We start from the raw sequence: 22,636 nt of genomic DNA, 5'->3' as shown, positions 1-22,636 counted from the left end.
TCTCACGTAACGCGCAAGGACCGCACGTTACTGACACTCAGTCATATGAAAGTCACACGAAAAGGAATTACGCCACCGCCGTTACGGCTTTCGAGTGCCTCGATCGCCCATACCGGTGAACTGAACCGAAGGACCCGGAAAAAATGCCCGAGTCGCTGCTCGACACCCGCGTCCCCGCCGTTCTTCTGCGGATCGACCGGAATCCCTTTCACCACGGAACGCTGGGTGCCGTGCGCTCTCTCGGCAGAGCCGGAATCGACGTACACGTGGTCGCCGACTCCACGGGAAGCCCCGTACGCAAGTCCCGATTCGTACGCCAGTTGCATCCCCCGCCGCCGCCCGGCGCCACCCTCGCCGACATCGCCGCCACGCTGCTGCGGGTGGCCGCCCGCATCGAACGGCCCGCCGTGCTGATCCCGATGGACGACGCCGGCGCGGTCGCGGTGAGCCGCCTGCGCGAGGAACTGGCGCCCGCCTACCTGCTGCCGCAACAGCCCGGCCCGGTGCCCGAACGGGTCGCCGACAAGGCGGAACTGACCAGGCTGTGCGCGGCGGCGGACGTGCCGCACCCGCTCACCGTGATCCCGGACAGCCCGGCCCAGGCCGCCTCCGCCGCCTGGCGGCTCGGTCTGCCGGTGGTGGCGAAGTGGAGCCGGCCCTGGCTTCTGCCCACCGATTCGGGGCTGCGCAGCACGGTCGTGGTGCGCTCCACCCAGGAGGCGCGCGACCTGTACCTGCGCACCCCCGAGGCCGGCTGCCACCTGCTGCTCCAGGCCTTCCTGCCGCCGGGCCAGGACCGCGACTGGTTCTTCCACGGCTACGCCGACCGCTCCGGCACGGTCGGCGGCGGCGGCTCCGGCCGCAAACTGTGCGCCTGGCCCCGCGGCGCGGGACTCACGGCGGTCGGCGAGTGGACCGAGAACCCGCAGGTGCGGACGCTCGCCCAGCGGCTCACCGACGAACTCGGCTACCGGGGCATCTTCGACCTCGACTTCCGCCGCTGCGGCGCGACGGGCGACTACCACCTGCTCGACTTCAACCCGCGCCCCGGCGCCCAGTTCCGGCTCTTCGCCGACGGCGCCGGACTCGACGTCGTCCGCGCCCAGCACCTCGATCTGACCCACCGTCCGCTGCCGGCCGGGGTGCCGCTGCCGGGGCGGGCGTTCGTGGTGGAGAACTACGCGCCGCTGGCCGCGCTGCGACCGGCCCGCCGCGGCCGTGAGCTGGCCTGGCACGCGGGCGACGACACTGCTCCCGGCCGGGCCATGTGGGGCCTGTGGGGCGCCCATGTCGCCCGTCGGCTGCTCGACCGGCTACGCCGGGCCGGTGCCTCGGGCGCGGCCGGGGCCCGCCCCCGCGTGGTCCGTCAGGCGACGCCGCCCACGCCGTCCCTGACGGATCTGACGGATCTGACGGACCTGACCGAACCGCCGCCGGGCGCACCGGCCCCGACCGCGCCCGGCCCGGCCGCACCGACCGACGACGAGAAAGCGAGCAGCTGCTGATGTACGACCTGCTGGTGGTGGGCGCGGGCCCGTACGGCCTGTCCATCGCGGCGCACGCCGCGGCCGCCGGGCTGAAGCTGCGCGTCTTCGGCCGGCCGATGGCCTCCTGGCGCGACAACATGCCGGGCGGGATGTTCCTGAAGTCCGAGCCGTGGGCCTCCAACCTCTCCGACCCCGCGGCCCGCTGGCGGCTCGACGCGTACTGCGCGACCCAGGGCGTGACGGCCCGGCACGGGGAGCCGATCCCGGTGGAGATGTTCGCCCGGTACGGGCTGTGGTTCGCCCACAACGCCGTCCCCGAGGTCGACGAGCGCACGGTGACCCGGATCGTGTCCCGGCCGGGCGGCTTCGAGGCGGTCACCGCGGACGGCGAGACCGTGCGGGCCCGGACGGTCGCCCTCGCCGTGGGCGTCATGCCGTTCGTCGAGATCCCGGCCGCCCTGCGCGGACTCTCCCCCGACCTGGTCTCGCACAGCAGCCACCACGGTGACCTCGACCGCTTCCGCGGCCGGGACGTCACCGTGATCGGCGGCGGCCAGGCGGCTCTGGAGACGGCCGCCCTGCTCGCCGAACAGGGCTCCCGGGTAAGGGTGTTGGCTCGCGCCGACCGGCTGCGCTGGAACGATGTGCCGGCGCCGTGGGAACGCCCGTGGTGGCAGTCGGTCCGCTCCCCGCAGAGCGGGCTCGGCTGCGGCTGGCGCAACTGGTTCTACGCCGAACGCCCCGGCGTCTACCGCCGGCTCCCGGAACCGACCCGGGCACGCATCGCGGCGACGGCGCTCGGGCCGGCCGGCGCCTGGTGGTTGCGGGACCGGCTGGAGAGCTCCGTGCGGGTACGTCTCGACCACGAGGTGACGGCGGCGCGAGCGGTCCCGGGCGGGGTACGGCTGGAGGTGGCCGGAGGGGAATCCTTCGAGACCGAGCACGTGATCGCGGCCACCGGTTTCAAGGCGACCCGTGACCGGCTCGGACTGCTCTCCGGCGAACTGCGCGGTGCGCTGGCCGCGGTGTCCGACGGTTCCCCCGAGGTGGGCCGTGACTTCGAGTCGTCCCACCCCGGCCTCTTCCTGGCCGGGCTGGTGACGGCGGCCGGCTTCGGCCCGGCGATGCGCTTCGTGTACGGCGCGACCTTCACGGCGGGAACCCTCGTCCGGGGCGTACGGCGCCGGCTGCACATGGGCGTGCCGAGCGGGGCGATCCCGGCACCGGGTCGGCACGGGGCGCCGGAGACCGTACGGCGTTGAGCCGGGTGGGGCGTGGGTGCCGGGCGCGAGGGCGTCCGGCACCCGGTGCCTTCACCTACGGGACGCGGCTCGGCCTCGCCGGTACAGGACGGCGCCGCCCGCGATGAGCGCCGCGCTGACGCCGGAGGCGGCCAGCAGAGCGGCGCGGTCACTGCCGGTGTGCGGCAGCTGCGGCGGCGAGCTGTGCTCCCCGCCGCCCTCCGGAGGCGCGGTGTGCCCGCCGTGCGGAGGCTGACCGCCGCCGCCACCGTGCGGGGGCGGGGTCGAGTGACCGCCGTGCGGAGGCGGGGTCGAGTGGCCCCCACCGGGCGGGGTGCTGCCGCCGCCGTGCGGAGGCGGAGTGGAGTGACCCCCGCCGGGCGGAGTACTTCCACCACCGTGCGGAGGCGGAGTCGTGTGACCGCCGCCAGGCGGGGTGCTGCCGCCACCACCGTGGGGAGGCGGAGTCGTGTGACCGCCACCGGGCGGGGTGCTGCCACCGCCGTGCGGAGGCGGAGTGGAGTGACCGCCACCGGGCGGAGTACTTCCACCACCGTACGGAGGCGGAGTGGAGTGACCCCCGCCGGGCGGAGTACTTCCACCACCGTACGGAGGCGGAGTGGAGTGACCCCCGCCGGGCGGAGTACTTCCACCACCGTATGGAGGCGGAGTCGTGTGACCGCCACCAGGCGGAGTCGTGTGACCCCCTCCGGGAGGCGGGGTCGTGTGACCGCCACCGCCGCAGGTGTCGCCGTAGCCCCCGCAGTCGTCCCCGGGGCCATGCTCCTCGTGCCCGGCATCCCCGTAACCGGCATCCCCGTAGCCGGAGCCGCCGTAACCGGAATCCCCGTATCCGGAGTTGCCGGAGTCCCCGTAACCGGAGTCGCCGTAGCCCGAATCCCCGTAGCCCGAATCCCCGTAACCGGAGTCGCCGTAACCGGAGTCGCCGTCGCGGGACTCGACGTCACCGTTCGGTACGCCATGTGAGCGATGTCCGTGCGCCTCCGAGAGGTTGGCACAGGAGTTGCCGAACGCCGGGTTGAGGGCTGCGATGACGTCGATCGAGTTGCCGCACGCGTTCACCGGGATGTGCACCGGGGCCTGGACGGCGTTGCCCGACAGGACCCCGGGCGAACCCTTGGCGGCTCCTTGGGCTGTTGAGTCGGCGAGGGCGTTGCCGCCCGCGCACAGGGACAGAATGCCCGTCGCGGCGGCGGCCGCGACCATTCCCCTGCTCAGGGTCTGTCGCAATCTCGTTGTCTTCCTACTTGAAGAAGTGGGAAAAGCCGGCCCTGGACCACGGGTATGTCGTCCAGGGCCGGCCTCGATCCAGCGGTAGAGCTGGTGTGTCGCGTCGTCAGTCGTTGATGCAGACGTTGCCGCCGGCCGGGTTCAACGCGGCGATGATGTTGATGGTGTTGCCGCACACGTTGATCGGGATGTGGATCGGAACCTGGACGACGTTGCCCGACAGGACGCCCGGCGAGCCGATGGCCGCACCGTTGGCACCAGCGTCGGCGAAGGCGGGGGCAGCCCCGCCGAGGGCCAGGATCAGACCCGCGACAACAGCAGCGCTCTTCTTCATGAGTTTCCCTTCTCTGCGGTCATGCCCAGATGACGGTCGAAACCGAGCGAGCGCAACTGGAACGGCTCGCACCATGACCCGCAAGCTGCAAACGAGGGATAGACAGCCGAAGAAACTAAGAAACGCGTATCGCCCCGGAATTCACTCGAACGCCTTCAGGTAATGGACTCGAACGGCCCATTAACGAGGAAACGATTCGCCTCGATCGAGAGGAGAATGACAGGAAGTCAGCGGAACGTCGGTGGCCGGACGGCCCGCCGGGAACAGAACGGGCCGCCCGGCGGGCAGTGCCGGGGACGTCAGTGGTTGGCCACGCCGTTGCCCGAGAGCGCGGAGATGTCGTCCAGGATGTGCGACAGCGGCTCGTCGCCCTTGGCCTGGGTGCTGTTCTCGGCGCACTGCTGGTTCTGCGGGGCCGACAGGATCGGGATGTCCTGGACGCCGACGTTGGCGATGAGGGCGAGAACGGACTGCACGTCAGCCTTGACCGGCAGGCCCACACAGAGCTTGTTGGCGGTGCCCTGCACCAGGGTGGCCTGGGGGCTCATGTCGCCCTTGGTCACCGAGTTCCCGAACGCCTCGTGCGCGCCGTTGCCACTGGCGGAGGTGGTGCCGGCGTCGTCCCCGATGGCAAGCGCCTGGGGGGCGACCGCCGCGGACATACCGACGACGGAAGCGGCGACCGCCGCCGCGGCCATTGCCTTCTTGAGCATTTCGCTATTCCTTTCCCTGTCCTGACCCCTGGTCAGGACCATGTGCCTGCCACCGAACCAACCGGAAGCGCCGTGTTTGGTTGCGGCCAGTCACCCGATCGGTTTTTCCGTTCCGGTAGCCGGAGTTCGCCGCAATAGGCCATCGGAGTGAACCGGAGCAACCAAACAGGTCAGGTGGCGTTAATCCGAATGCTCCGGTGGACGGGGCTTCTCACCGAAGGGACTCACAAGTGATCAAGAAGGTACTGGCCACCGCCGCGGTCGCCGCTTCCGTCGTCGGCGTCTCCGCCGCCGCGGCAGCCCCGGCCCTCGCCATCGGCAACGACAGCGGCACCACGTCCGCCAGCGGCAACGGCGCCAGCCAGTCGTTCGGCAACTCGGCCACCTTCGGCAACATGAGCCCCCAGATGGCGCTCATCCAGGGCTCCTTCAACAAGCCCTGTATCGGTCTGCCGGCGAAGCTCAACGCCCAGTCCATCCTCGCCCTGGTCAACATCGGCGTGCAGGACATCCCGATCCTGTCGGCCCCGCAGAACCAGCAGTGTGTCGAGAACAGCACCCAGGCCAAGGGCGACGAGCCGCTGTCGCACATCCTGGACGACATCTCGGTCCTGGCCGGCAACGGCGCCGCCAACCACTGAGTCCGACGTGGTGAACGGGTTCATTTCCTGAGCCCCGGGGTGGATTATCGGCCCGGACAGCGGGCCGCCGGATCATCGGCGGCCCGCTGTTCTAGCGTGCGCCGCGTGACGATGAAGAGAAACCTTTGGCCACGCCGCCTGGCGATTCCCGGAATCGTCCTGGCCGCCACGGGCGCGCTGCTCGGCAGTTCCGCCCTCCCCTCACTGTCCGGACTCCCCGGACTCGCCGGCCGGGAACACGCCCCGCGCGGGCTCAACATCCTGCTGATGGGCACCGACGAACGGGACACCCTCACCGCCAAGCAGAAGCAGAAGTTCCACGCCGGTGGAAAACCCTGCGGCTGCTCGGACGTCATGATGCTGATCCACGTGTCGGCCCACCGGGACCGCGTCAGTGTGATCGGCATGCCCCGGGACTCCTACGCGGAGATCCCGCCGTACCGGGCGAAGCCCGGCGCCAGGGAACGCCCGCCGCATCCGGCGAAGCTCAACGCGGCCTACCAGGAGGGCGGTCCGGAACTCATGATCCGGACCGTGGAGTCGATGGCCAAACTGAACATCGACCGGTTCCTCCAGGTGGACTTCCGGCGCTTCATGAACAGCGTCGACGAGGTCGGGGGCGTCGAGGTGTGCACACCGCGGCGGCTGAAGGACTCGGCGACCAGGCTCGACCTCAAGCCCGGCAAGCACCGGCTCGGCGGCGGGCAGGCGTTGCAGTACGTCCGCTCACGACATGTCGACGGCAGCGCCGACCTCGGCCGGATCCAGCGTCAGCAGCGCTTCCTCGTCCAGGCCTGGCGGGAGGTGAGGGAACGGAAGCTGCTCACCCACCCGCGGCGGATGACGCACCTGGTGGAGATGTTGCTCGGGTCCAAGCGGCAGGGCTTCTCGGCCGGCGAGCTCGTCGAACTGGCGGCCGCGCTGCACCGGCTGCCGGACTCGGCGACGGAGTTCACGACCGTGCCGATCGCCGGGTTCGCCCCGGCCCGCCTGGGCATCGGCGCGGCGCTGGCCTGGGACCCGAAGGAGGCGGACACGCTCTTCACGAACGTGCGGGACGACCGGCCGCTGCTCGAGCGGGGTGCGGACCCGAAGCCGAAGGACCCACCGGACATCCTCGGCAAGCCGGTTCCGGTGCGGGGGAGCACGTACGCGTGCCACTGAGGGGCGCACGGTCGTCGTGCGCGATGCGCTACGCCGATCGGGGCACAGCGCGCAACCCCGGGCGGGTCCGAGGCGTTGTTGATCACGCAGCTCCTCCCCCGGAGTCCGCCTTTTCGAAGGGAACGAACATGAAGAAGCTGTGGGCGACCGCGGCCCTCGCCGCCTCCGTCGCCGGTCTTGCGGCGATGAGCGCCCCGCAGGCCCTCGCCATCGGTGACGACAGCGGCACCACGTCGGCCAGTGGCAACGGCGCCTCGTCGGAGTTCGGCAACTCGGCCACCTTCGGCGACATGAGCCCGCAGCTTTCGCTGGTCCAGGGTTCGCTGAACAAGCCGTGCATCGGCCTGCCGGCGAAGCTCAACGTCCAGTCGCTCATCGCGGCTCTGAACATCGGCGTGCAGGACATCCCGATCCTGTCGGCCCCGCAGAACCAGCAGTGTGTCGAGAACAGCACCCAGGCCAAGGGCGACGAGCCGCTGTCGCACATCCTGGACGACATCTCGGTCCTGGCCGGCAACGGCGCGGGCAACGGCTGAGCAACAGCCTGACGTACCGCTACGGCGGGTCACCGGTTCTCCGGTGGCCCGCCGTTTCGTGTGCTCACCCGCGGACGCCTCGCGGTGTCACGTGCGGTACCGGTCCTGGTGCGCAAGGTCCCGCTCTAGAGGTCGAGCCGGCTTGCGGTGTCGATCGCGTCGGCGAGTCCGCGGACGTCCTTGTCCTCGGTCCTGTCCGCCAACGTTTCGGCGGTTTCCCGGAGTTCGCCCAGGCTGGGGGCGTCCGGCAGGGGGATCTCCGGTCGGCGCAGGGCGTCGGCGAAGTAGGCGGCGGTCGTCGTGACCTGGAAGCGGACGGGCGCGTCGGTGAGCCGGTCGTGCAGGGCGCCGGTCTCCAGCCGGCCGGAGTTCTCGTGCGGGGTGCGGGTGTCGGGGTCGAGCCAGCGGACGGTGGCGGTGGCGAGGTGGCCGTCGGCGCCCGGCTCGGTGCGGACTGCGTAGAGGGCGGTGACGGTGTGGCCGGGGCCGACCTCGCCGCCGTCGACGCGGTCGTCGCGGAAGTCGTCGTCGGCGACCCGGCGGTCGTCGTAGCCGAGGAGACGGAACTCGGCGACGGTCTCGGGGTCGAAGGCGACCTGGGCCTTGGCGTCGCGGGCGGTCAGGTCGATGTTCCGCGGGAGGTCGGTGGCGAAGACCTCGCGGGCCTCGTCCTCGGTCGAGACATAGGTGGTGTGGCCGTCGCCCTTGTCGGCGAGGCGTTCCATCAGGGCGTCGCCGTAGTCGCTGCCGACGCCGACGCCGAAGAGGGTGATGCCGTGTTCGTGGCGGGCGGTGGAGATGCGTTCCAGGATGGAGTCGGCGTCCGTGTCCCCGGTGTTGGCGAGGGCGTCGGAGACCAGGACGACCCGGTTGGTGGCGCCCTCGCGCAGGCCCTCGACGGCGGTGGCGTAGCCGGTCTCGACACCGGCGCCGAGGTTGGTGGAGTCGGTGGGTTCCAGGCCGCTGATGGCCTGGTGGACGCGGTCGCGGTGGTCGCCGAGGCGGGTCATCGGCAGTACGGTCTCGGCCTCGCCGCTGAAGGTGACGAGGGCGACGGAGTCGTCGTCGCGGAGGCGGTCGGTCATCGTGCCGAGGGCGGACCTGGCCAGGTCCAGGCGGCCGGGTTCGGCCATCGAGCCGGAGACGTCGATGACGAAGGTGAGGGCGGCGGGCGGGCGTTCGCCCTGCTGCTCGGCCGTGCGGGTGGCGAGGCCCACGCGGACCAGGGACCAGTCGTCCTCGCCGGTGCGGGCGCCGTCGACGGTGACCGAGAAGCCGTTGCCGTCGGGGCGTTCGTAGTCCTGGCGGAAGCTGTTGACGAACTCCTCGGGGCGGACCGTCGAGGGGTCCGGGCGCTGTCCCTCGGTGAGGGTGCGGCGGGCGTAGCCGTACGACGCGGTGTCGACGTCGAGGGCGAAGGTGGAGAGGTGGTCGGGGGCGGCCTTCCTGCCGTCCTGGGCGTCCTCGGCGCTCTCGTGTGCGCGGGGTGCGCTCGGCGCGGGGAAGGCCTCGCTGCCGCGGGCCGCCCCGTCCGAGGCCTCACCGCTGTCGGAGCCGCCCGCGCCGCAGCCGGTGAGCAGCAGTGCGGTGGCCGCCGCGGTGGCGAACAGTCGTGCTAGCCGGTGGGTTCGAAGTGTCTTCATGTGCCGTGCCCCCTGTGTCCGTCGACGTCTGTGACTGTGACGGGACAGGGGGCCGGAACGTGCGACACGGGGTGTTGCGGATCCGTCTCGAACCGGGCACGAGGACGGTCCTCCGAGACCGGTGGGTGACCCTCCGGTGACCTAGGACACCACGTCCTTGCGGGCGAAACCCCGGAAGGCCAGGGCGAACAGGACCAGGGCGTAGGTCACGGAGACGGCGGTGCCCTGGATCATGCCGGACCACTCGGGGGTGGGCTGGACGGCGTCGGCCCAGGCGAACTGCCAGTGCGCGGGCAGGAAGTCGCGCCAGTCGCCGAGGGCGGTGACGGCGTCCAGGACGTTGCCGACGATGGTCAGGCCGACCGCGCCGCCGACCGCGCCGAGCGGGGCGTCGGTCTTCGTCGAGAGCCAGAACGCGAGTCCGGCGGTGACCAGTTGGGAGACGAAGACGTACCCGACCACGATCACCAGCCGCTGGGCCGCCGTACCGGAGTCGAGCGCGCCGCCGGTGGGCAGCTCCAGGGGGCCCCAGCCGTAGGCCGCGGAGCCGACGGCGAGGGCGACGACGGGCAGCAGGACCATCGCGGCCAGGCTGAGGCCGAGGCCGACGACGAGCTTGGACCACAGCAGGCGGGCCCGGGGCACGGGGGCGGCGAGGAGGTAGCGCAGCGAGGACCAGCCGGCCTCCGAGGCGACCGTGTCCCCGCAGAACAGGGCGACCGGGATGACCAGGAGGAAGCCGGCGGACACGAACAGGTTGACGGCGGCGAAGTTGGCGCCGGACGCCGTCGCCGTGTCCATCAGGCTCACCTGGTTGTTGCGGCCGCCGGGCTCGCCGCCGATCGCGAAGGCGATGAGCAGGACGAACGGCAGGGCGGCGAGGATGCCGCCCATGACCAGCGTGCGGCGGCGCTTGAGCTGGCGGACCAGCTCGACGCGCAGCGGCAGCGTGCGGCCCGCCTGGTAGCCGGAGGCGACCTCGGTGAGCGTGCTCATGCGGAACCCCCGATCAGGGTGAGGAAGGCGTCCTCCAGGCGGCGGTGCGGGCCGACGGCCTGGACGGGCACGTCGAGCCGGACCAGGTCGGCGACCAGGCGCTGGGCGCTGCCGTCGGCGTCCAGCCGGACCAGCAGGCCCTCGGCGGCGGGGACCGCGGAGGCCACCCCCGGCAGCGCGGCGATCTTCTCCACGACCGGCTCCTCCACGGGGGTGGCCGTGCCCACGAGGAGGGTGTCGCCGGAGCCGACGATCTCGGCGACCGGGCCCGCCTGGACCAGCCGGCCCCGGTCCATGACCACGAGGTGCGTACAGGACTGCTCGACCTCGGACAGGAGGTGGCTGGAGACGATGACCGTGCGGCCGGCCGCCGCGTACCGGATCATCACCTCGCGCATCTCGCGGATCTGCGGCGGGTCGAGACCGTTGGTCGGCTCGTCGAGGATGAGCAGGTCCGGGAGGCCGAGCATGGCCTGGGCGATGGCGAGGCGCTGGCGCATGCCCTGCGAATACGTGCGTACGGCGCGGGCGAGGGCGTCGCCGAGGCCGGCGATCTCCAGGGCCTCCGCCAGATGGGCGTCCCCGGCGGGGCGGCCGGTGGCCTGCCAGTACAGCTCCAGGTTCTCCCGGCCGGACAGGTGCGGGAGGAAGCCGGCGCCCTCGACGAAGGAGCCGACGCGGGAGAGTACGGGCGCGCCCGGGCGGATGGCGTGGCCGAAGACCCGGATCTCGCCGCCGTCGGGGCTGATCAGGCCCATCAGCATGCGCAGGGTCGTCGTCTTGCCCGCGCCGTTCGGACCGAGGAGACCGAGGACCTGGCCCTTCTCGACGCGGAAGGACAGGTCGCGGACGCTGTAGCGGTCGCCGTTCGCGTACTTCTTGCTCAGGTCGGTGATCTGGAGCGGGACCTCGGCGAGCGCGGGGTCGGGGGCGGGGCCCGTGGTGCGGCGGCGGGCCGTCAGCAGCAGGGCGAGCGCGATCGCCGCGCCCGCGAGGGGCAGCCACCAGACCCAGGACGGGAGCGGGGCGGCCGCGGTCGTCACGGCGGGGGCGGTCGGGACCTTCAGGTCGCCCTTCACCGAGACGGTGTACGTCGCCGGGGTCATCGGGGAGGCGTAGCCGAGGTCGGTGGAGGCGAGGACCAGGCGCAGCCGGTGGCCCTCCTCGACCTTGTGGTCGATCGCCGGGAGCGTGATCGTGACGTCCTTGCCGGCCTCGGCGCCCTCGACACGGACCGGGGTGACGAGCTGGGAGGGCAGCACCTGGCTGCCGCTGCCGCGGCCGCTGACGTCGTAGACCTTGGCGAAGAGGACGGCGGTGTCGGACGTCGACTTCACGTGGACGGTGACCGTCGGGGAACCGGTGACCCGCAGGTCGCCGGTGACCGGGGCGGAGTCGAAGGCGGCGTACTGGCCGGGGAAGTCCAGGGAGACGCCGACGCCGAGCGAGGAGAGCTGGGAGAGGCCTCCGCCGCCGAGTCCCGGCAGGGCCGAGACGGCGGGCGGGCCGGCGCCCGGCGGGTTGGCGAAGGACTGCTCCTCACGGCGGCCGGTCAGCGGGAACGCGCGCTCGCCGCTCTCCAGGCCGGGGTAGCTGTCCGCGCTCGCGCCCCTGAGCTGGGCGGCGCCGTCGGTGGAGTCGACGCCTCCGGTGCGGGTGACGCGGAAGGCGGGGCCGGTGTCGGCGGCCTTGTCGTCCTTGAGGTAGCGGTCGAACCAGGCACGCACGCGGGTCTGGACGCGCTCGCCCTCCAGGTCGCCGCCGTCGTGGCCGCCCGCGATCCAGTCGACGTCGACGGGGGCGCCGTTGGCGCGGATCGCCTTCTCGGCCGCGTCGGACTGGGCGAGAGTGAAGAGGGAGTCGGTCTGGCCCTGGATGAGCAGGGTGGGGACCTTGATGCGGTCGGCGACGGCGGACGGCGAGCGCTGTTCGAGGATCTCGCGGGCGGCGGTGTCGGGGGTGCCGGACTCGGCGACGCGGTCGTACATCGCGGCCAGCGCGGGTTCGAAGCGGGCGGAGCCGCCGCCGGTGTTGACGAAGATGCCGGCCCACAGCTTCTTGAACACGCCGTCGGGGAACAGGGCGTCCGCGAGGTTCCAGTAGGTGATCGCGGGGGCGATGGCGTCGACGCGGTCGTCGTAGCCGGCGGCGAGCAGGGAGATCGCGCCGCCGTAGGAGGCGCCGGCGACGCCCACCCGGGGGTCGCCGGACTTGTCGAGCCGCACCTGGGGCTGTTTCGCGAGCCAGTCGATCAGCTTGGAGACGTCGGCGACCTCGCCCTTCGGGTCGTTCAGCCCGATCTTGCCGGTGGACTTGCCGAAGCCGCGCGCCGACCAGGTGAGCACCGCGTATCCGTCGCGGGCCAGCTGCTCGGCCTGCCGGCGTACGTCGTCCTTGCTGCCGCCGAAGCCGTGTCCGAGGAGGACGGCGGGGCGGCGGCCGGCAGCGCCGGAGGTGAAGTAGGAGGTGTCCAGGCGTACGCCGTCCACCGCCATGACCCGGTCGGTGTGGTGCACCGAGGGCGTGTCGTCGTCGGAGGCGACGGCCGTCCAGGTACCGGCACCGGCGAGTACGACCACGGCGGCCACGGCGGAGACGATCCGTCGTGGCCGCCGTGGTCCTCGCAGACCGGGCAGTCGAAGATCCATGCTTCAACCGTACGGGGTCAACCTGTCGTGGAGTTGTCGACCGGAGACCGAACTCGTCGCCATCCCGGCGGCGTACGCAGCCGTCGCGCCCTACACCAGACGCGGTACTCAGACCGGCCTGTCCTGGACGTCCTCCGGGAGCGACACCAGCCAGCGGGTGTCGCGGTGGGGGCGGAGGTAGAGGGCCCAGTAGAGGGTGGCGGCGGCGGTGATGCCGCCGGTCCATACGAGGTAGGCCGTCTCCTGCTGGGTGAGGATGTAGCCGAGGACGACGATCAGCAGGAGCGGCAGCACCGGCCACAGGGGCATGCGCCAGGCGTGGGTGTCCTTGTGCCGGCCGCGGCGGGAGAGCAGGGCGGCGACCGCGATGAGCAGGTACATGCCGGTCACGGAGACGCCGGTGACGCCGTACAGGGTGTCCAGGTTCACGAAGCAGAGCAGCGCGCCGGGGACGCCGACGGCGAGGGTGGCGACCCAGGGGGAGCCGAACCGGCCGAGCTTGGCGAAGAGGTCGTTGACCGGCCGGGGCCAGGCCTTGTCGCGGGCGGAGGCGAACAGGACGCGGGAGTTCTGGATGACCATCACGATGCCGGCGTTGATGATCGCGAGCGCCACGCAGAGGCTGACGAAGGTGCCGACGGCGGAGTTGGACCAGGCCGTGACCATGGCGCCGATGTCGCCGCCGGTGAGCTCGGTGAGGTCGGAGGCGCCGAAGGTGATGGCGACGACCGGGACCAGGATGATCACGGAGGAGATGGCGAGGGTGGCGAGGACCGTGCGGGCGACGTTGCGGCGCGGGTTCTCCAGCTCCTCGGAGAGGTAGACGGCGGTCGAGAAGCCCTGGGTGACGAAGAGCGCGATGGCGAGGCCGGAGACGACCAGCATGCCGGTGACGGTGTCGGTGTGGCCGTCGGTGCCGGCGACCTGCATCGAGACGAGGCTGCCCGCGCCGCGGTGGCCGTGGGCGAAGCCCAGCACCGCGACGACGGCCGCCGCGATGACCTCCAGGACCAGGAAGACCCCGGTGATCCAGGCGTTGGCGCGCAGGTCGAGCAGGCCGGCGAGGGTGGCGAGCAGCATGACGGCGGCGCCCGCGAGCGAGGGGTCCAGGTGGACGACCGGGGCCAGGTAGTCGGCCGTGCCCATCGCGATCACCGGCGGGACGATCATGACGACGAGCAGGGAGAGGACGAAGACCAGCCAGCCGGCGAGCCGCCCGGCCAGCGTCGACACCATGGCGTACTCGCCGCCCGCGCTGGGGATGAGGGTGCCCAGCTCCGAGTAGCAGAACGCCACGGCGATACAGAGCAGCGAGCCGATCGCGATCGTGAGGGCGGTCGCGGTGCCGAGCGAGCCGAAGAGGTCCGGGACGACGACGAAGAGGGTGGAGGCGGGGGTGACGCAGGAGAGGGTGAGGAGGGTGCCGCCGACGACTCCGATGGAGCGCTTGAGCTGCTGGGGGCTGTCGGGTGCGTGCGCCTGAGGGGCGGCGGCCTCGACAGGGGGGAGCGTGTCGGTCATGCGGCGATTCCGATCGACTCGTGCGGCGGGGGTGAGGCGGGAGCGCTATCGCCTCCGGCGGCTTTGGTCGTACGTCGTTCGTCCGCTCCCGGCGGCTGCATGGAATCCCGACGGAAACCGGTGCGTCAATAGGTGTTCACCTACGGAATCCGTTGCGAAGAGCGGCCCTGGACCACGGATATGGCAATTTCGGTCGGACGGCACTGCCCCTTCGGGGCGTGCGGGAACCGCAGGGCGGGCGGCAAAAAAGTGGGGCGACGTTCGGTATACGGACGTGTCAGTGTGTCCTGTCGGGATTCGGGGATCACAGACGATGCACAGGGGTGGGGACTCATGAAGCTGAAGTACGCGGCCGCCTGGACGGCGGTCACGGCGGCGGCGCTGATCACGACAGCCGGGTGCGGCACCGAGGCCGCCGAGGGGACGGCCGAGGGGACGGCCGAGGCCGTGGACGGCACCGACGCGATCATGGCGGCGCTCGGCAGGGCGACCGACCGGACCGAGCAGCTGGGCTCGGCGGAGGTGAAGATGACCACCTCCATGGGCGCCGGCACCCCGGTCACCATGGACGGCACCTACTCCTGGGGCGACGGATTCGCCTTCGACGTCCTGATGGACACCGCGGCCGCGCAGATGCAGCAGATGCAGGACGATCCGCAGATGCGCATGCTCTTCGTGGACGGCGCGTACTACTACGACGTCGACCCGCAGGCCTCGGGTCCGCTCGAGGGCAAGGAGTGGATGAAGATCGACGGCTCGGCCGTCTTCGGCCGGCAGGGCGCGCAGGCGCTCAGCGGCAGCAGCGGCGGCAGCCCGTCGGCGTCCATGAAGGGCCTGAAGTACGCCGACAACGTCGAGGACCTGGGCGCGGAGACGGTGAACGGCAAGGCCACGACCCACTACCGGGCCGTCGTCGACCAGAAGGCCATGGGCAAGTACAAGGAGGCCTACGGCAACGAGGACAACCTCTTCGGCTCGCTCACCGGCGGCGCGACCTCGATCACCATGGATGTCTGGGTCGGAGCCAAGGACCTGCCGGTACGCATGATCCAGGAGATCGGCACCATGAAGGTCACCATGGACTTCGAGAAGTTCGGCGCCACGACCGAGGTGAAGGCCCCGCCGGCCGCGCAGACCGGTGACCTCACCGAGGCGATCAAGGAAGCCGGCGTGCAGTAGGCCCCGCGCACGACGGCGCCCCGCCCTCCCCTCACCGGGGACGACGGGGCGCCGTGCGGGCGCCGCCTCAGTGGTTGCGCGGGAAGCCCAGGTCCACGCCGCCGGGGCCGTCGGCCGGGTCCGGCCAGCGGGTCGTGACGACCTTGCCGCGGGTGTAGAAGTGGGTGCCGTCGTTGCCGTAGATGTGGTGGTCGCCGAAGAGCGAGTCCTTCCAGCCGCCGAAGCTGTGGTAGCCCACGGGGACCGGGATCGGGACGTTCACGCCGACCATGCCGGCCTCGATCTCCAGCTGGAAGCGACGGGCCGCGCCGCCGTCCCGGGTGAAGATCGCCGTGCCGTTGCCGAACGGCGAGCTGTTGATGAGGGCCACGCCCTCGTCGTAGGTGTCCACGCGCAGCACGCACAGCACCGGGCCGAAGATCTCGTCCTGGTAGGCCTTCGCGGTCGTCGGGACCTTGTCGAGCAGCGAGATGCCGATCCAGTGACCGTCCTCGAAGCCCTCGACGGTGTAGCCGGAGCCGTCCAGGACGACCTCCGCGCCCTCGGCCGCCGCGCCCGTGACGTAGGACGCCACCTTGTCGCGGTGGACCTTCGTGATGAGCGGGCCCATCTCGGAGGTGGGGTCGTTGCCGGGACCGATCTTGATCTTCTCGGCGCGCTCGCGGATCTTCTGCACCAGCTCGTCGCCGATCGCGCCGACGGCCACGACCGCGGAGATCGCCATGCAGCGCTCGCCCGCCGAGCCGTAGGCCGCCGAGACGGCCGCGTCCGCCGCCGCGTCGAGGTCGGCGTCCGGGAGGACCAGCATGTGGTTCTTGGCGCCGCCCAGGGCCTGGACGCGCTTGTGGTTCGCGGCGGCGGTGGTGTGGATGTACCGGGCGATCGGGGTCGAGCCGACGAAGGACACGGCCTTGACGTCCGGGTGCTCCAGGAGGCGGTCGACCGCGACCTTGTCACCGTTGACGACGTTGAAGACGCCGTCCGGCAGCCCGGCCTCGGCCAGCAGCTCGGCGATCTTCAGGGAGGCCGACGGGTCCTTCTCGGACGGCTTGAGCACGAAGGTGTTGCCGGTCGCGATGGCGATCGGGAACATCCACATCGGGACCATCGCCGGGAAGTTGAACGGCGTGATGCCCGCGACGACGCCCAGCGGCTGGCGGATCGACGACACGTCGACCCGGGAGGCCACCTCGGTCGACAGCTCACCCTTCAGCTGCACGGTGATCCCGCATGCCAGGTCCACGATCTCCAGGCCGCGCGCGACCTCGCCCAGCGCGTCGCTGTGCACCTTGCCGTGCTCGGCGGTGATCAGTTCGGCGATCTCGTCCCGGTGCGCGTCCAGCAGGGCGCGGAACTTGAAGAGAATCGTGGTGCGCTTGGCCAGCGAGGACTGGCCCCAGGTGGCGTAGGCGTCCTTGGCGGCGGCGACCGCCGCGTCGACCTCCTCGACGGTCGCGAACGCGACCTTCGTGGTGACGGCGCCGGTCGCCGGGTCGGTGACCGGCCCGTACGTACCCGACGCGCCTTCGACGGTCTTGCCGCCGATCCAGTGGTTGACGATCTTCGTCATGACCGAGTGCTCCTTCACAGATGGCGGCGTCGGGTGGAGACGTGCCGTTCGTACAGCTCACGTGCCTTGACCGCGGACGACCGGGTCGCGGTCTCGGCCACAGGTACATCCCACCAGGCCTGCGCGGGCGGCGGCCCCGACACAGTGTCGGCCGTTTCCGTCTCGACGTAGACACATGTGGGAGTGTCGGCGCGGCGCGCCTCGGCGAGGGCCTCGCGCAGTTCGCGGACGGTCTTCGCGCGCAGCACGCGCATGCCGAGGCTGGCCACGTTGGCGGCCAGGTCGACGGGCAGCGGGGCCCCGGTGAAGGTGCCGTCGTCCGAGGTGTAGCGGTACGCGGTGCCGAACCGCTCGCCGCCCACCGACTCCGACAGACCGCCGATCGAGGCGTAGCCGTGGTTCTGCACGAGGAGGAGCTTGATCGCGATCCCCTCCTGCACGGCCGTCACGATCTCCGTGGGCATCATCAGGTACGTGCCGTCGCCGACCAGGGCCCAGACGTTGCGCTCGGGAGCGGCCAGCTTCACGCCGATCGCCGCCGGGATCTCGTACCCCATGCAGGAGTAGCCGTACTCCAGGTGGTACTGGTCCCGGGAGCGCGCCCGCCAGAGTTTGTGCAGGTCACCGGGGAGCGAACCGGCCGCGTTGATGATCACGTCCGACTCGTCGGCGAGGGCGTCCAGGGCGCCGAGCACCTGCGGCTGGGTCGGCCGTACGTCCGGCTCCTCCGCCTCGTAGCAGGCGTCGACGCGCTGCTCCCAGCGCTCCTTGTCCTCCGCGTACTCGGTGACATAGGCGTCCGTGACCCGGTGGCCGTGCGTCTGGAGGGCCGCGGTCAGCTCGCCGAGGCCGCTGCGGGCGTCCGCCACGAGCGGCTGACCGGCGAGCTTGTGGCCGTCGTAGGGCGCGATGTTGAGGTTGAGGAAGCGGACGCCGTCGGCCGCGAACAGGGTGTTCGAGGCGGTGGTGAAGTCCGTGTACCGGGTGCCCACGCCTATCACCAGGTCCGCCGTGCGGGCGAGTTCGTCCGCCGTCGCCGTGCCGGTGTGGCCCACGCCGCCCACGTCCTGGGGGTGGTCGTAGCGCAGCGAGCCCTTGCCGGCCTGGGTGGAGGCGACCGGAATGCCGGTGGCCTCGGCGAACTCGGCGAGGGCCTCTTCGGCGCGGCTGTGGTGGACCCCGCCGCCGGCGACGATCAGCGGGCGTCGGGCGGCCCGGATCGCGCGGACCGCCTCCGCGAGTTCGGTCGGGTCCGCACCCGGACGGCGTACGGCCCAGGTGCGCTCGGCGAAGAACTCGTCGGGCCAGTCGTAGGCCTCGGCCTGGACGTCCTGGGGCAGCGCGAGGGTGACCGCGCCCGTCTCCACCGGGTCGGTCAGGACACGCATCGCCTGCAGGGCCGCCGGGATCAGGGCCTCGGGGCGGGTGACGCGGTCGAAGTACCTCGACACCGGGCGCAGCGTGTCGTTGACCGACACGTCGCCCGCGTAGGGGACCTCGAGCTGCTGGAGCACCGGGTCGGCGACGCGGGTCGCGAAGATGTCGCCGGGCAGCAGCAGGACCGGAAGGTGGTTGACGGTCGCCAGGGCTGCGCCGGTGACCAAATTGGTCGCGCCGGGGCCGATCGACGTCGTCACCGCGTGGGTGGACAGGCGGTTCGACTGGCGGGCGTAGCCGACGGCCGCGTGGACCATCGACTGCTCGTTGCGGCCCTGGTGGAACGGCATGTCGTCGCCGTACTCGACCAGCGCCTGCCCGAGGCCGGCGACGTTGCCGTGGCCGAAGATGCCCCAGGTCGCGCCGATCAGCCGCTGCCGTACGCCGTCGCGCTCCGTGTACTGGGCGGCGAGGAAGCGGACGAGTGCCTGGGCGACCGTCAGCCTCGTCGTCGAGGTCTGCGCCGTCATCGGTAACCCCCTGTGCTCTCTACGTGGTCCGGGTGGAAGCAGATCCGCCACTCCCGTGTCTCGCCCGGTCCCGCCATGACGTTCAGGTAGTACATGGCGTGGCCGGGCTGGGCGATGGCCGGGCCGTGCCAGCCGTCGGGGACGAGCACGGCGTCGCCGGAGCGGACCTCCGCGAGGACGTCGGATCCGCCTTCGCGTGAAGGGGATACGCGCTGATAGCCGAAACCGTTCGGGCCGTCGATCTCGAAGTAGTAGATCTCCTCGAGTTCGGCCTCCTCGCCCGGCCGGTGCTCGTCGTGCTTGTGCGGCGGGTACGAGGACCAGTTGCCGCCAGGGGTGATCACCTCGACGGCGATCAGCTTGTCGCAGTCGAAGGCGTCGGCGGAGGCGAAGTTGCGCACCAGACGGGCGCAGTTGCCGCTGCCGCGCTCTTCGACGGGGACCTCCGGCGCGGGGCCGTAGCGGGCGGGGAGTTGTCGCTCGCACTTCGCTCCTGCCAGGGCGAAGCGGCCTCCCGCGCCGGAGGCGATCTGGACCCGGGCGTCACGGGGAACGTACGCGAAGTCGGTTACCGACGCGAAAACGCTCTCCCTGCCCAGGAGTTGGAACTCTTCACCGGCTGTTTGCACGGTACATCCGCCTTTCAGCGGAAGCACGATCCACTCACTGTCACCCGTGGTGAAGAGGTGGGTGCCACCCGGCTCCAGCTCGACGATCCGCAGACTGCAGTAACCCCAGCCGGCTCGTTTCGGATCGATGTCGAGCGTGTAGTCGGCGCCGGCCGTGGTGCCGTGCGGGAGATACAGGTCGTGGTGCGGCTCGGTGTGTGTCATGCGGCCCTCACAGCAGTCCTACGGCGGTGTCCACGGCGGCGGCGACATCCCCGTCCGCCGGGTAGAGCAGCGAACGGCCGACCACCAGGCCCCGGACGGTGGGGAGCTGGAGCGCCCCGCGCCACTTCTCGTACGCGCCGTCCTGGTCCTCGCCGACCTCGCCGCCCAGCAGGACGGCGGGCAGCGTGGACGTCTGCATGACCTCGGCCATGTCGTCGGGGTTCTCGGTGACCGGGAGCTTCAGCCAGGTGTAGGCCGAGGTGCCGCCCAGGCCCGACGCGATGGCGATCGACTTGGTGACGGCCTCGGCGGAGAGGTCGTTGCCCACCTTGCCGTCGGGGGTGCGGCGGCTGATGAACGGCTCGACGAAGAGGGGGAGCTTACGGGCGGCCATGTCGTCGATGGCGCGGGCCGTGGACTCCAGGGTGGTGAGCGAGCCCGGGTCGTCGTAGTCGATGCGGACGAGCAGCTTGCCCGCGTCGAAGCCCATCCGCTCGACGTCCTCGGGGCGGTGACCGGTGAAGCGGTCGTCGAGCTCGAAGACGGACCCCTGGAGGCCGCCGCGGTTCAGCGAACCCATGACGACCTTGCCGTCGAGGGCGCCGAGCAGGAGCAGGTCGTCCAGGATGTCGGCGGTCGCGAGCACACCGTCGACGCCGGGCCGGGAGAGGGCCAGGCACAGGCGCTCGAGCAGCCCGGCCCGGTTGGCCATGGCGAGCCTGTCGCCGCCGACGCCGAGCGCGCCACGGGCCGGGTGGTCGGCGGCGACGATCATCAGGCGACCGGAGTCGCCCAGCAGCGCTCTGCGCGGGCGGCGGGCTGCCGCCTCGGCGATCGCCTCGGGGTGCTGCGTGCGCAGGCGGACGAGTTCGGAGATGTCGACGGTCGTCACAGGACGGCCCCCGCCTTGAGCGCGGCTTCCACTTCGTCGGGTGTCGGCATCGCGGAGGAGCACTCCAGCCGGGAGGCGACGATGGCGCCCGCGGCGTTGGCGTGCCGCATGATCTTCTCCAGGTCCCAGCCCGCGAGCAGACCGTGGCAGAGGGAGCCGCCGAAGGCGTCACCGGCGCCGAGGCCATTCAGGACGCTCACCGGGAGCGGCGGGACCTCGGCGGACTCGCCCTTGCTGTTGACGGCGAGAACACCCTTGGGGCCCTGCTTGACCACCGCGAGTTCGACACCGGCGTCCAGCAGCGCCTGGGCCGCGGCCCGGGGTTCGCGCACTCCGGTGGCGACCTCCACCTCGTCGAGGTTGCCCACGGCGACGGTGGTGTGCTTGAGGGCCTCGACGTAGAACGGGCGGGCGGTGTCGGGGTGGCTCCAGAACATCGGGCGCCAGTCGAGGTCGAAGACCGTGGTGCCGGCCTTGGCCCGGTGGGCCAGCGCGGCGAGGGTCGCCGTACGGCTGGGTTCCTCGCTCAGGCCGGTGCCGGTGACCCAGAAGATGCGGGTCTCGCGGACGGCGTCGAGGTCGAGTTCGTGGGCGTCGATCTCCAGGTCCGGCGCCTTGGGCTGCCGGTAGAAGTACAGCGGGAAGTCGTCCGGCGGGAAGACCTCGCAGAAGGTGACGGGCGTCGGCAGTCCGGGCACGGCGGTGACCCAGCGGTCGTCGACGCCGAAGCCGCGCAGGGCCTCGTGCAGATAGGTGCCGAAGGGGTCGTCACCGGTGCGGGAGATCACCGCCGTCTCGCGGCCGAGGCGGGCTGCGGCGACCGCGACGTTGGTCGCGGATCCCCCCAGGAACTTCCCGAAGGACGTGACCTGCGGGAGTGGGACGCCCGTCTGTAGCGGATAGAGGTCCACCCCTATCCGCCCCATGGTGATCAGGTCGTACGCCATCGAGTTCCCTTCGTATCTGCTCGTCCCCGTGAGACCGCTCGTGGCACGTCCCCGGCACGTCCCCGTATCGGCTCTCACGGCTTTGTAGCCCCGCGCGGCGGGCCCTGTCAATGTTTTGTCCAGACATTCGGACCAGCCCTTGACACCCCCTTCGGTGAGACAGCACGCTGACGCCCATGACGTCGTTGTCACCTCAGTCACCAGTTTCCGGTGTTTCCCGCATCCGTGTCGGTTCCGCCCCCGACAGCTGGGGCGTCTGGTTCCCGGACGATCCCGCCCAGGTCCCCTGGCAGCGCTTCCTCGACGAGGTCGCGCAGTCCGGCTACGAATGGATCGAGCTCGGCCCCTACGGGTACCTGCCGACCGATCCCGCACTCCTCACCGAGGAGACGACCAAGCGTGGCCTGAAGGTGTCGGCGGGCACGGTCTTCACCGGCCTGCACCACGGCGAGGCCGTCTGGGAGAAGACCTGGGCGCATGTCGCGGACAACGCGGTGCTCGCCCAGGCGATGGGCGCGAAGCACCTGGTCGTCATCCCGTCCTTCTGGCGGGACGACAAGAGCGGCGAGGTACTGGAGCCGGACACCCTCACGCCCGAGCAGTGGCGCAACCTCACCTCGCTGACCGAGCGGCTCGGCAAGGAGGTGCGGGAGCGGTACGGCCTGCAGATCGTCGTCCACCCGCACGCCGACACCCACATCGACAGCGAGGAGAACGTGGTCCGCTTCCTGGACGGCACCGACTCCGACCTGGTGTCGCTGTGCCTGGACACCGGGCACTACGCGTACTGCGGCGGCGACAGCGTCAAGCTGATCGAGACCTACGGCGAGCGGATCGGATACCTGCACCTCAAGCAGGTCGACCCGGAGATCCTCGCCGACGTACGGGCCAACCAGGTGCCGTTCGGGCCGGCCGTCGCGCGGGGCGTGATGTGCGAGCCGCCCACCGGTGTGCCCGCGCTGGGGCCGGTGCTGGAGGCCGCGCAGAAGCTGGACGTCGACCTCTTCGCGATCGTCGAGCAGGACATGTATCCGTGTGCGCCGGACGCCCCCTTGCCCATCGCGCAGCGTACGCGGGCGTTTTTGAGGTCGTGCGGGGCGTAGACGCGCCCACCGGGGTGCCAGGTTCCGTGT

At 71.3% G+C, this 22,636-nt stretch carries 19 protein-coding genes; 7 read left to right on the top strand and 12 right to left on the bottom strand.

The features are described from left to right. The first annotated feature begins 143 nt into the window (after positions 1–143). A complete protein-coding gene (locus ACFVYS_RS01580; protein ID WP_389497754.1) occupies positions 144–1,505 on the top strand; it encodes an ATP-grasp domain-containing protein in 1,362 nt (453 codons plus the stop codon). Continuing rightward, entirely contained in the window at positions 1,505–2,749 is a 1,245-nt protein-coding gene (locus tag ACFVYS_RS01575; protein ID WP_389497752.1) for an FAD-dependent oxidoreductase, read from the top strand. The genes ACFVYS_RS01580 and ACFVYS_RS01575 overlap by 1 nt, the downstream gene beginning before the upstream one ends. Positions 2,750–2,800: 51 nt before the next feature. On the opposite strand, the gene ACFVYS_RS01570 is transcribed toward ACFVYS_RS01575, so the two are convergent. From ACFVYS_RS01570 to ACFVYS_RS01560, 3 genes are all read right to left on the bottom strand, one after another. Further along, positions 2,801–3,955: a chaplin gene (locus ACFVYS_RS01570; RefSeq protein ID WP_389498027.1), complete on the bottom strand. Its 1,155-nt coding sequence runs from the start codon at positions 3,953–3,955 to the stop codon at positions 2,801–2,803. A 130-nt stretch (positions 3,956–4,085) separates the two neighbouring features. Further along, complete coding sequence (locus ACFVYS_RS01565) at positions 4,086–4,313, bottom strand: chaplin (RefSeq protein ID WP_385556023.1); 228 nt, start codon at positions 4,311–4,313, stop codon at positions 4,086–4,088. A gap of 299 nt (positions 4,314–4,612) precedes the next feature. Then, positions 4,613–5,026, bottom strand: a complete 414-nt coding sequence (locus tag ACFVYS_RS01560; RefSeq protein WP_389497750.1) for a rodlin — start codon at positions 5,024–5,026, stop codon at positions 4,613–4,615. A gap of 230 nt (positions 5,027–5,256) precedes the next feature. Here ACFVYS_RS01560 and ACFVYS_RS01555 point away from each other — a divergent pair, with 230 nt between their 5' ends. The 3 genes from ACFVYS_RS01555 (at position 5,257) to ACFVYS_RS01545 (ending at position 7,367) form a co-directional block, all read left to right on the top strand. After that, positions 5,257–5,667: a rodlin gene (locus ACFVYS_RS01555; RefSeq protein WP_389497748.1), complete on the top strand. Its 411-nt coding sequence runs from the start codon at positions 5,257–5,259 to the stop codon at positions 5,665–5,667. Positions 5,668–5,778: 111 nt separating this feature from the next. After that, the gene (locus tag ACFVYS_RS01550) at positions 5,779–6,831 is read left to right on the top strand and encodes an LCP family protein (RefSeq protein WP_389498025.1); all 1,053 of its coding nucleotides are present in this window, start codon (positions 5,779–5,781) and stop codon (positions 6,829–6,831) included. Between the two features lie 128 nt (positions 6,832–6,959). Further along, positions 6,960–7,367, top strand: a complete 408-nt coding sequence (locus ACFVYS_RS01545; protein ID WP_389497746.1) for a rodlin — start codon at positions 6,960–6,962, stop codon at positions 7,365–7,367. A 125-nt stretch (positions 7,368–7,492) separates the two neighbouring features. On the opposite strand, the gene ACFVYS_RS01540 is transcribed toward ACFVYS_RS01545, so the two are convergent. The 4 genes from ACFVYS_RS01540 to ACFVYS_RS01525 form a co-directional block, all read right to left on the bottom strand. After that, positions 7,493–9,010: a von Willebrand factor type A domain-containing protein gene (locus ACFVYS_RS01540; protein WP_389497744.1), complete on the bottom strand. Its 1,518-nt coding sequence runs from the start codon at positions 9,008–9,010 to the stop codon at positions 7,493–7,495. A gap of 141 nt (positions 9,011–9,151) precedes the next feature. Further along, positions 9,152–10,006 (bottom strand): ABC transporter permease, encoded by an 855-nt coding sequence (locus ACFVYS_RS01535; RefSeq protein ID WP_389497742.1) that lies wholly within the window; start codon positions 10,004–10,006, stop codon positions 9,152–9,154. Further along, the gene (locus ACFVYS_RS01530) at positions 10,003–12,654 is read right to left on the bottom strand and encodes a CocE/NonD family hydrolase (RefSeq protein WP_389497741.1); all 2,652 of its coding nucleotides are present in this window, start codon (positions 12,652–12,654) and stop codon (positions 10,003–10,005) included. Before ACFVYS_RS01530 ends, ACFVYS_RS01535 begins: the two co-directional genes overlap by 4 nt. 108 nt (positions 12,655–12,762) lie before the next feature. Then, positions 12,763–14,175 carry an APC family permease gene (locus tag ACFVYS_RS01525; protein WP_389497739.1) on the bottom strand — a complete coding sequence of 471 codons (1,413 nt, stop codon included), beginning with the start codon at positions 14,173–14,175 and terminating at the stop codon, positions 12,763–12,765. Between the two features lie 333 nt (positions 14,176–14,508). Between ACFVYS_RS01525 and ACFVYS_RS01520 the strand changes: the two genes are divergently transcribed. Continuing rightward, positions 14,509–15,354: a hypothetical protein gene (locus tag ACFVYS_RS01520; protein WP_389497738.1), complete on the top strand. Its 846-nt coding sequence runs from the start codon at positions 14,509–14,511 to the stop codon at positions 15,352–15,354. Between the two features lie 67 nt (positions 15,355–15,421). Here the strand turns inward: ACFVYS_RS01520 and mmsA are convergent, their stop codons facing one another. Genes mmsA through iolC form a run of 5 tightly spaced genes read right to left on the bottom strand, consistent with a single transcriptional unit; the run spans position 15,422 to position 21,503 of the window. Beyond that, on the bottom strand, positions 15,422–16,924 hold the full coding sequence (gene mmsA, locus ACFVYS_RS01515; RefSeq protein WP_389497736.1) for a CoA-acylating methylmalonate-semialdehyde dehydrogenase: 1,503 nt from the start codon (positions 16,922–16,924) through the stop codon (positions 15,422–15,424). Positions 16,925–16,938: 14 nt separating this feature from the next. Continuing rightward, positions 16,939–18,831 carry a 3D-(3,5/4)-trihydroxycyclohexane-1,2-dione acylhydrolase (decyclizing) gene (gene iolD, locus ACFVYS_RS01510; protein WP_389497734.1) on the bottom strand — a complete coding sequence of 631 codons (1,893 nt, stop codon included), beginning with the start codon at positions 18,829–18,831 and terminating at the stop codon, positions 16,939–16,941. Further along, positions 18,828–19,664, bottom strand: coding sequence for a 5-deoxy-glucuronate isomerase (gene iolB, locus ACFVYS_RS01505; RefSeq protein WP_327183177.1), 837 nt, complete (start codon positions 19,662–19,664; stop codon positions 18,828–18,830). The genes iolD and iolB overlap by 4 nt, the downstream gene beginning before the upstream one ends. A gap of 7 nt (positions 19,665–19,671) precedes the next feature. After that, a complete protein-coding gene (locus ACFVYS_RS01500; protein ID WP_389497731.1) occupies positions 19,672–20,556 on the bottom strand; it encodes a deoxyribose-phosphate aldolase in 885 nt (294 codons plus the stop codon). After that, complete coding sequence (iolC, locus tag ACFVYS_RS01495) at positions 20,553–21,503, bottom strand: 5-dehydro-2-deoxygluconokinase (protein WP_267019822.1); 951 nt, start codon at positions 21,501–21,503, stop codon at positions 20,553–20,555. The genes ACFVYS_RS01500 and iolC overlap by 4 nt, the downstream gene beginning before the upstream one ends. Positions 21,504–21,679: 176 nt before the next feature. Between iolC and ACFVYS_RS01490 the strand changes: the two genes are divergently transcribed. Beyond that, on the top strand, positions 21,680–22,606 hold the full coding sequence (locus ACFVYS_RS01490) for a sugar phosphate isomerase/epimerase family protein (RefSeq protein WP_389497729.1): 927 nt from the start codon (positions 21,680–21,682) through the stop codon (positions 22,604–22,606). Positions 22,607–22,636 lie beyond the last annotated feature (30 nt).

The sequence above is a fragment of the Streptomyces sp. NPDC058295 genome (assembly GCF_042880655.1).
In the GTDB taxonomy this organism is placed as follows: Bacteria; Actinomycetota; Actinomycetes; order Streptomycetales; family Streptomycetaceae; genus Streptomyces; species Streptomyces coriariae.
This window is presented reverse-complemented; position numbering and strand designations above follow the sequence as displayed.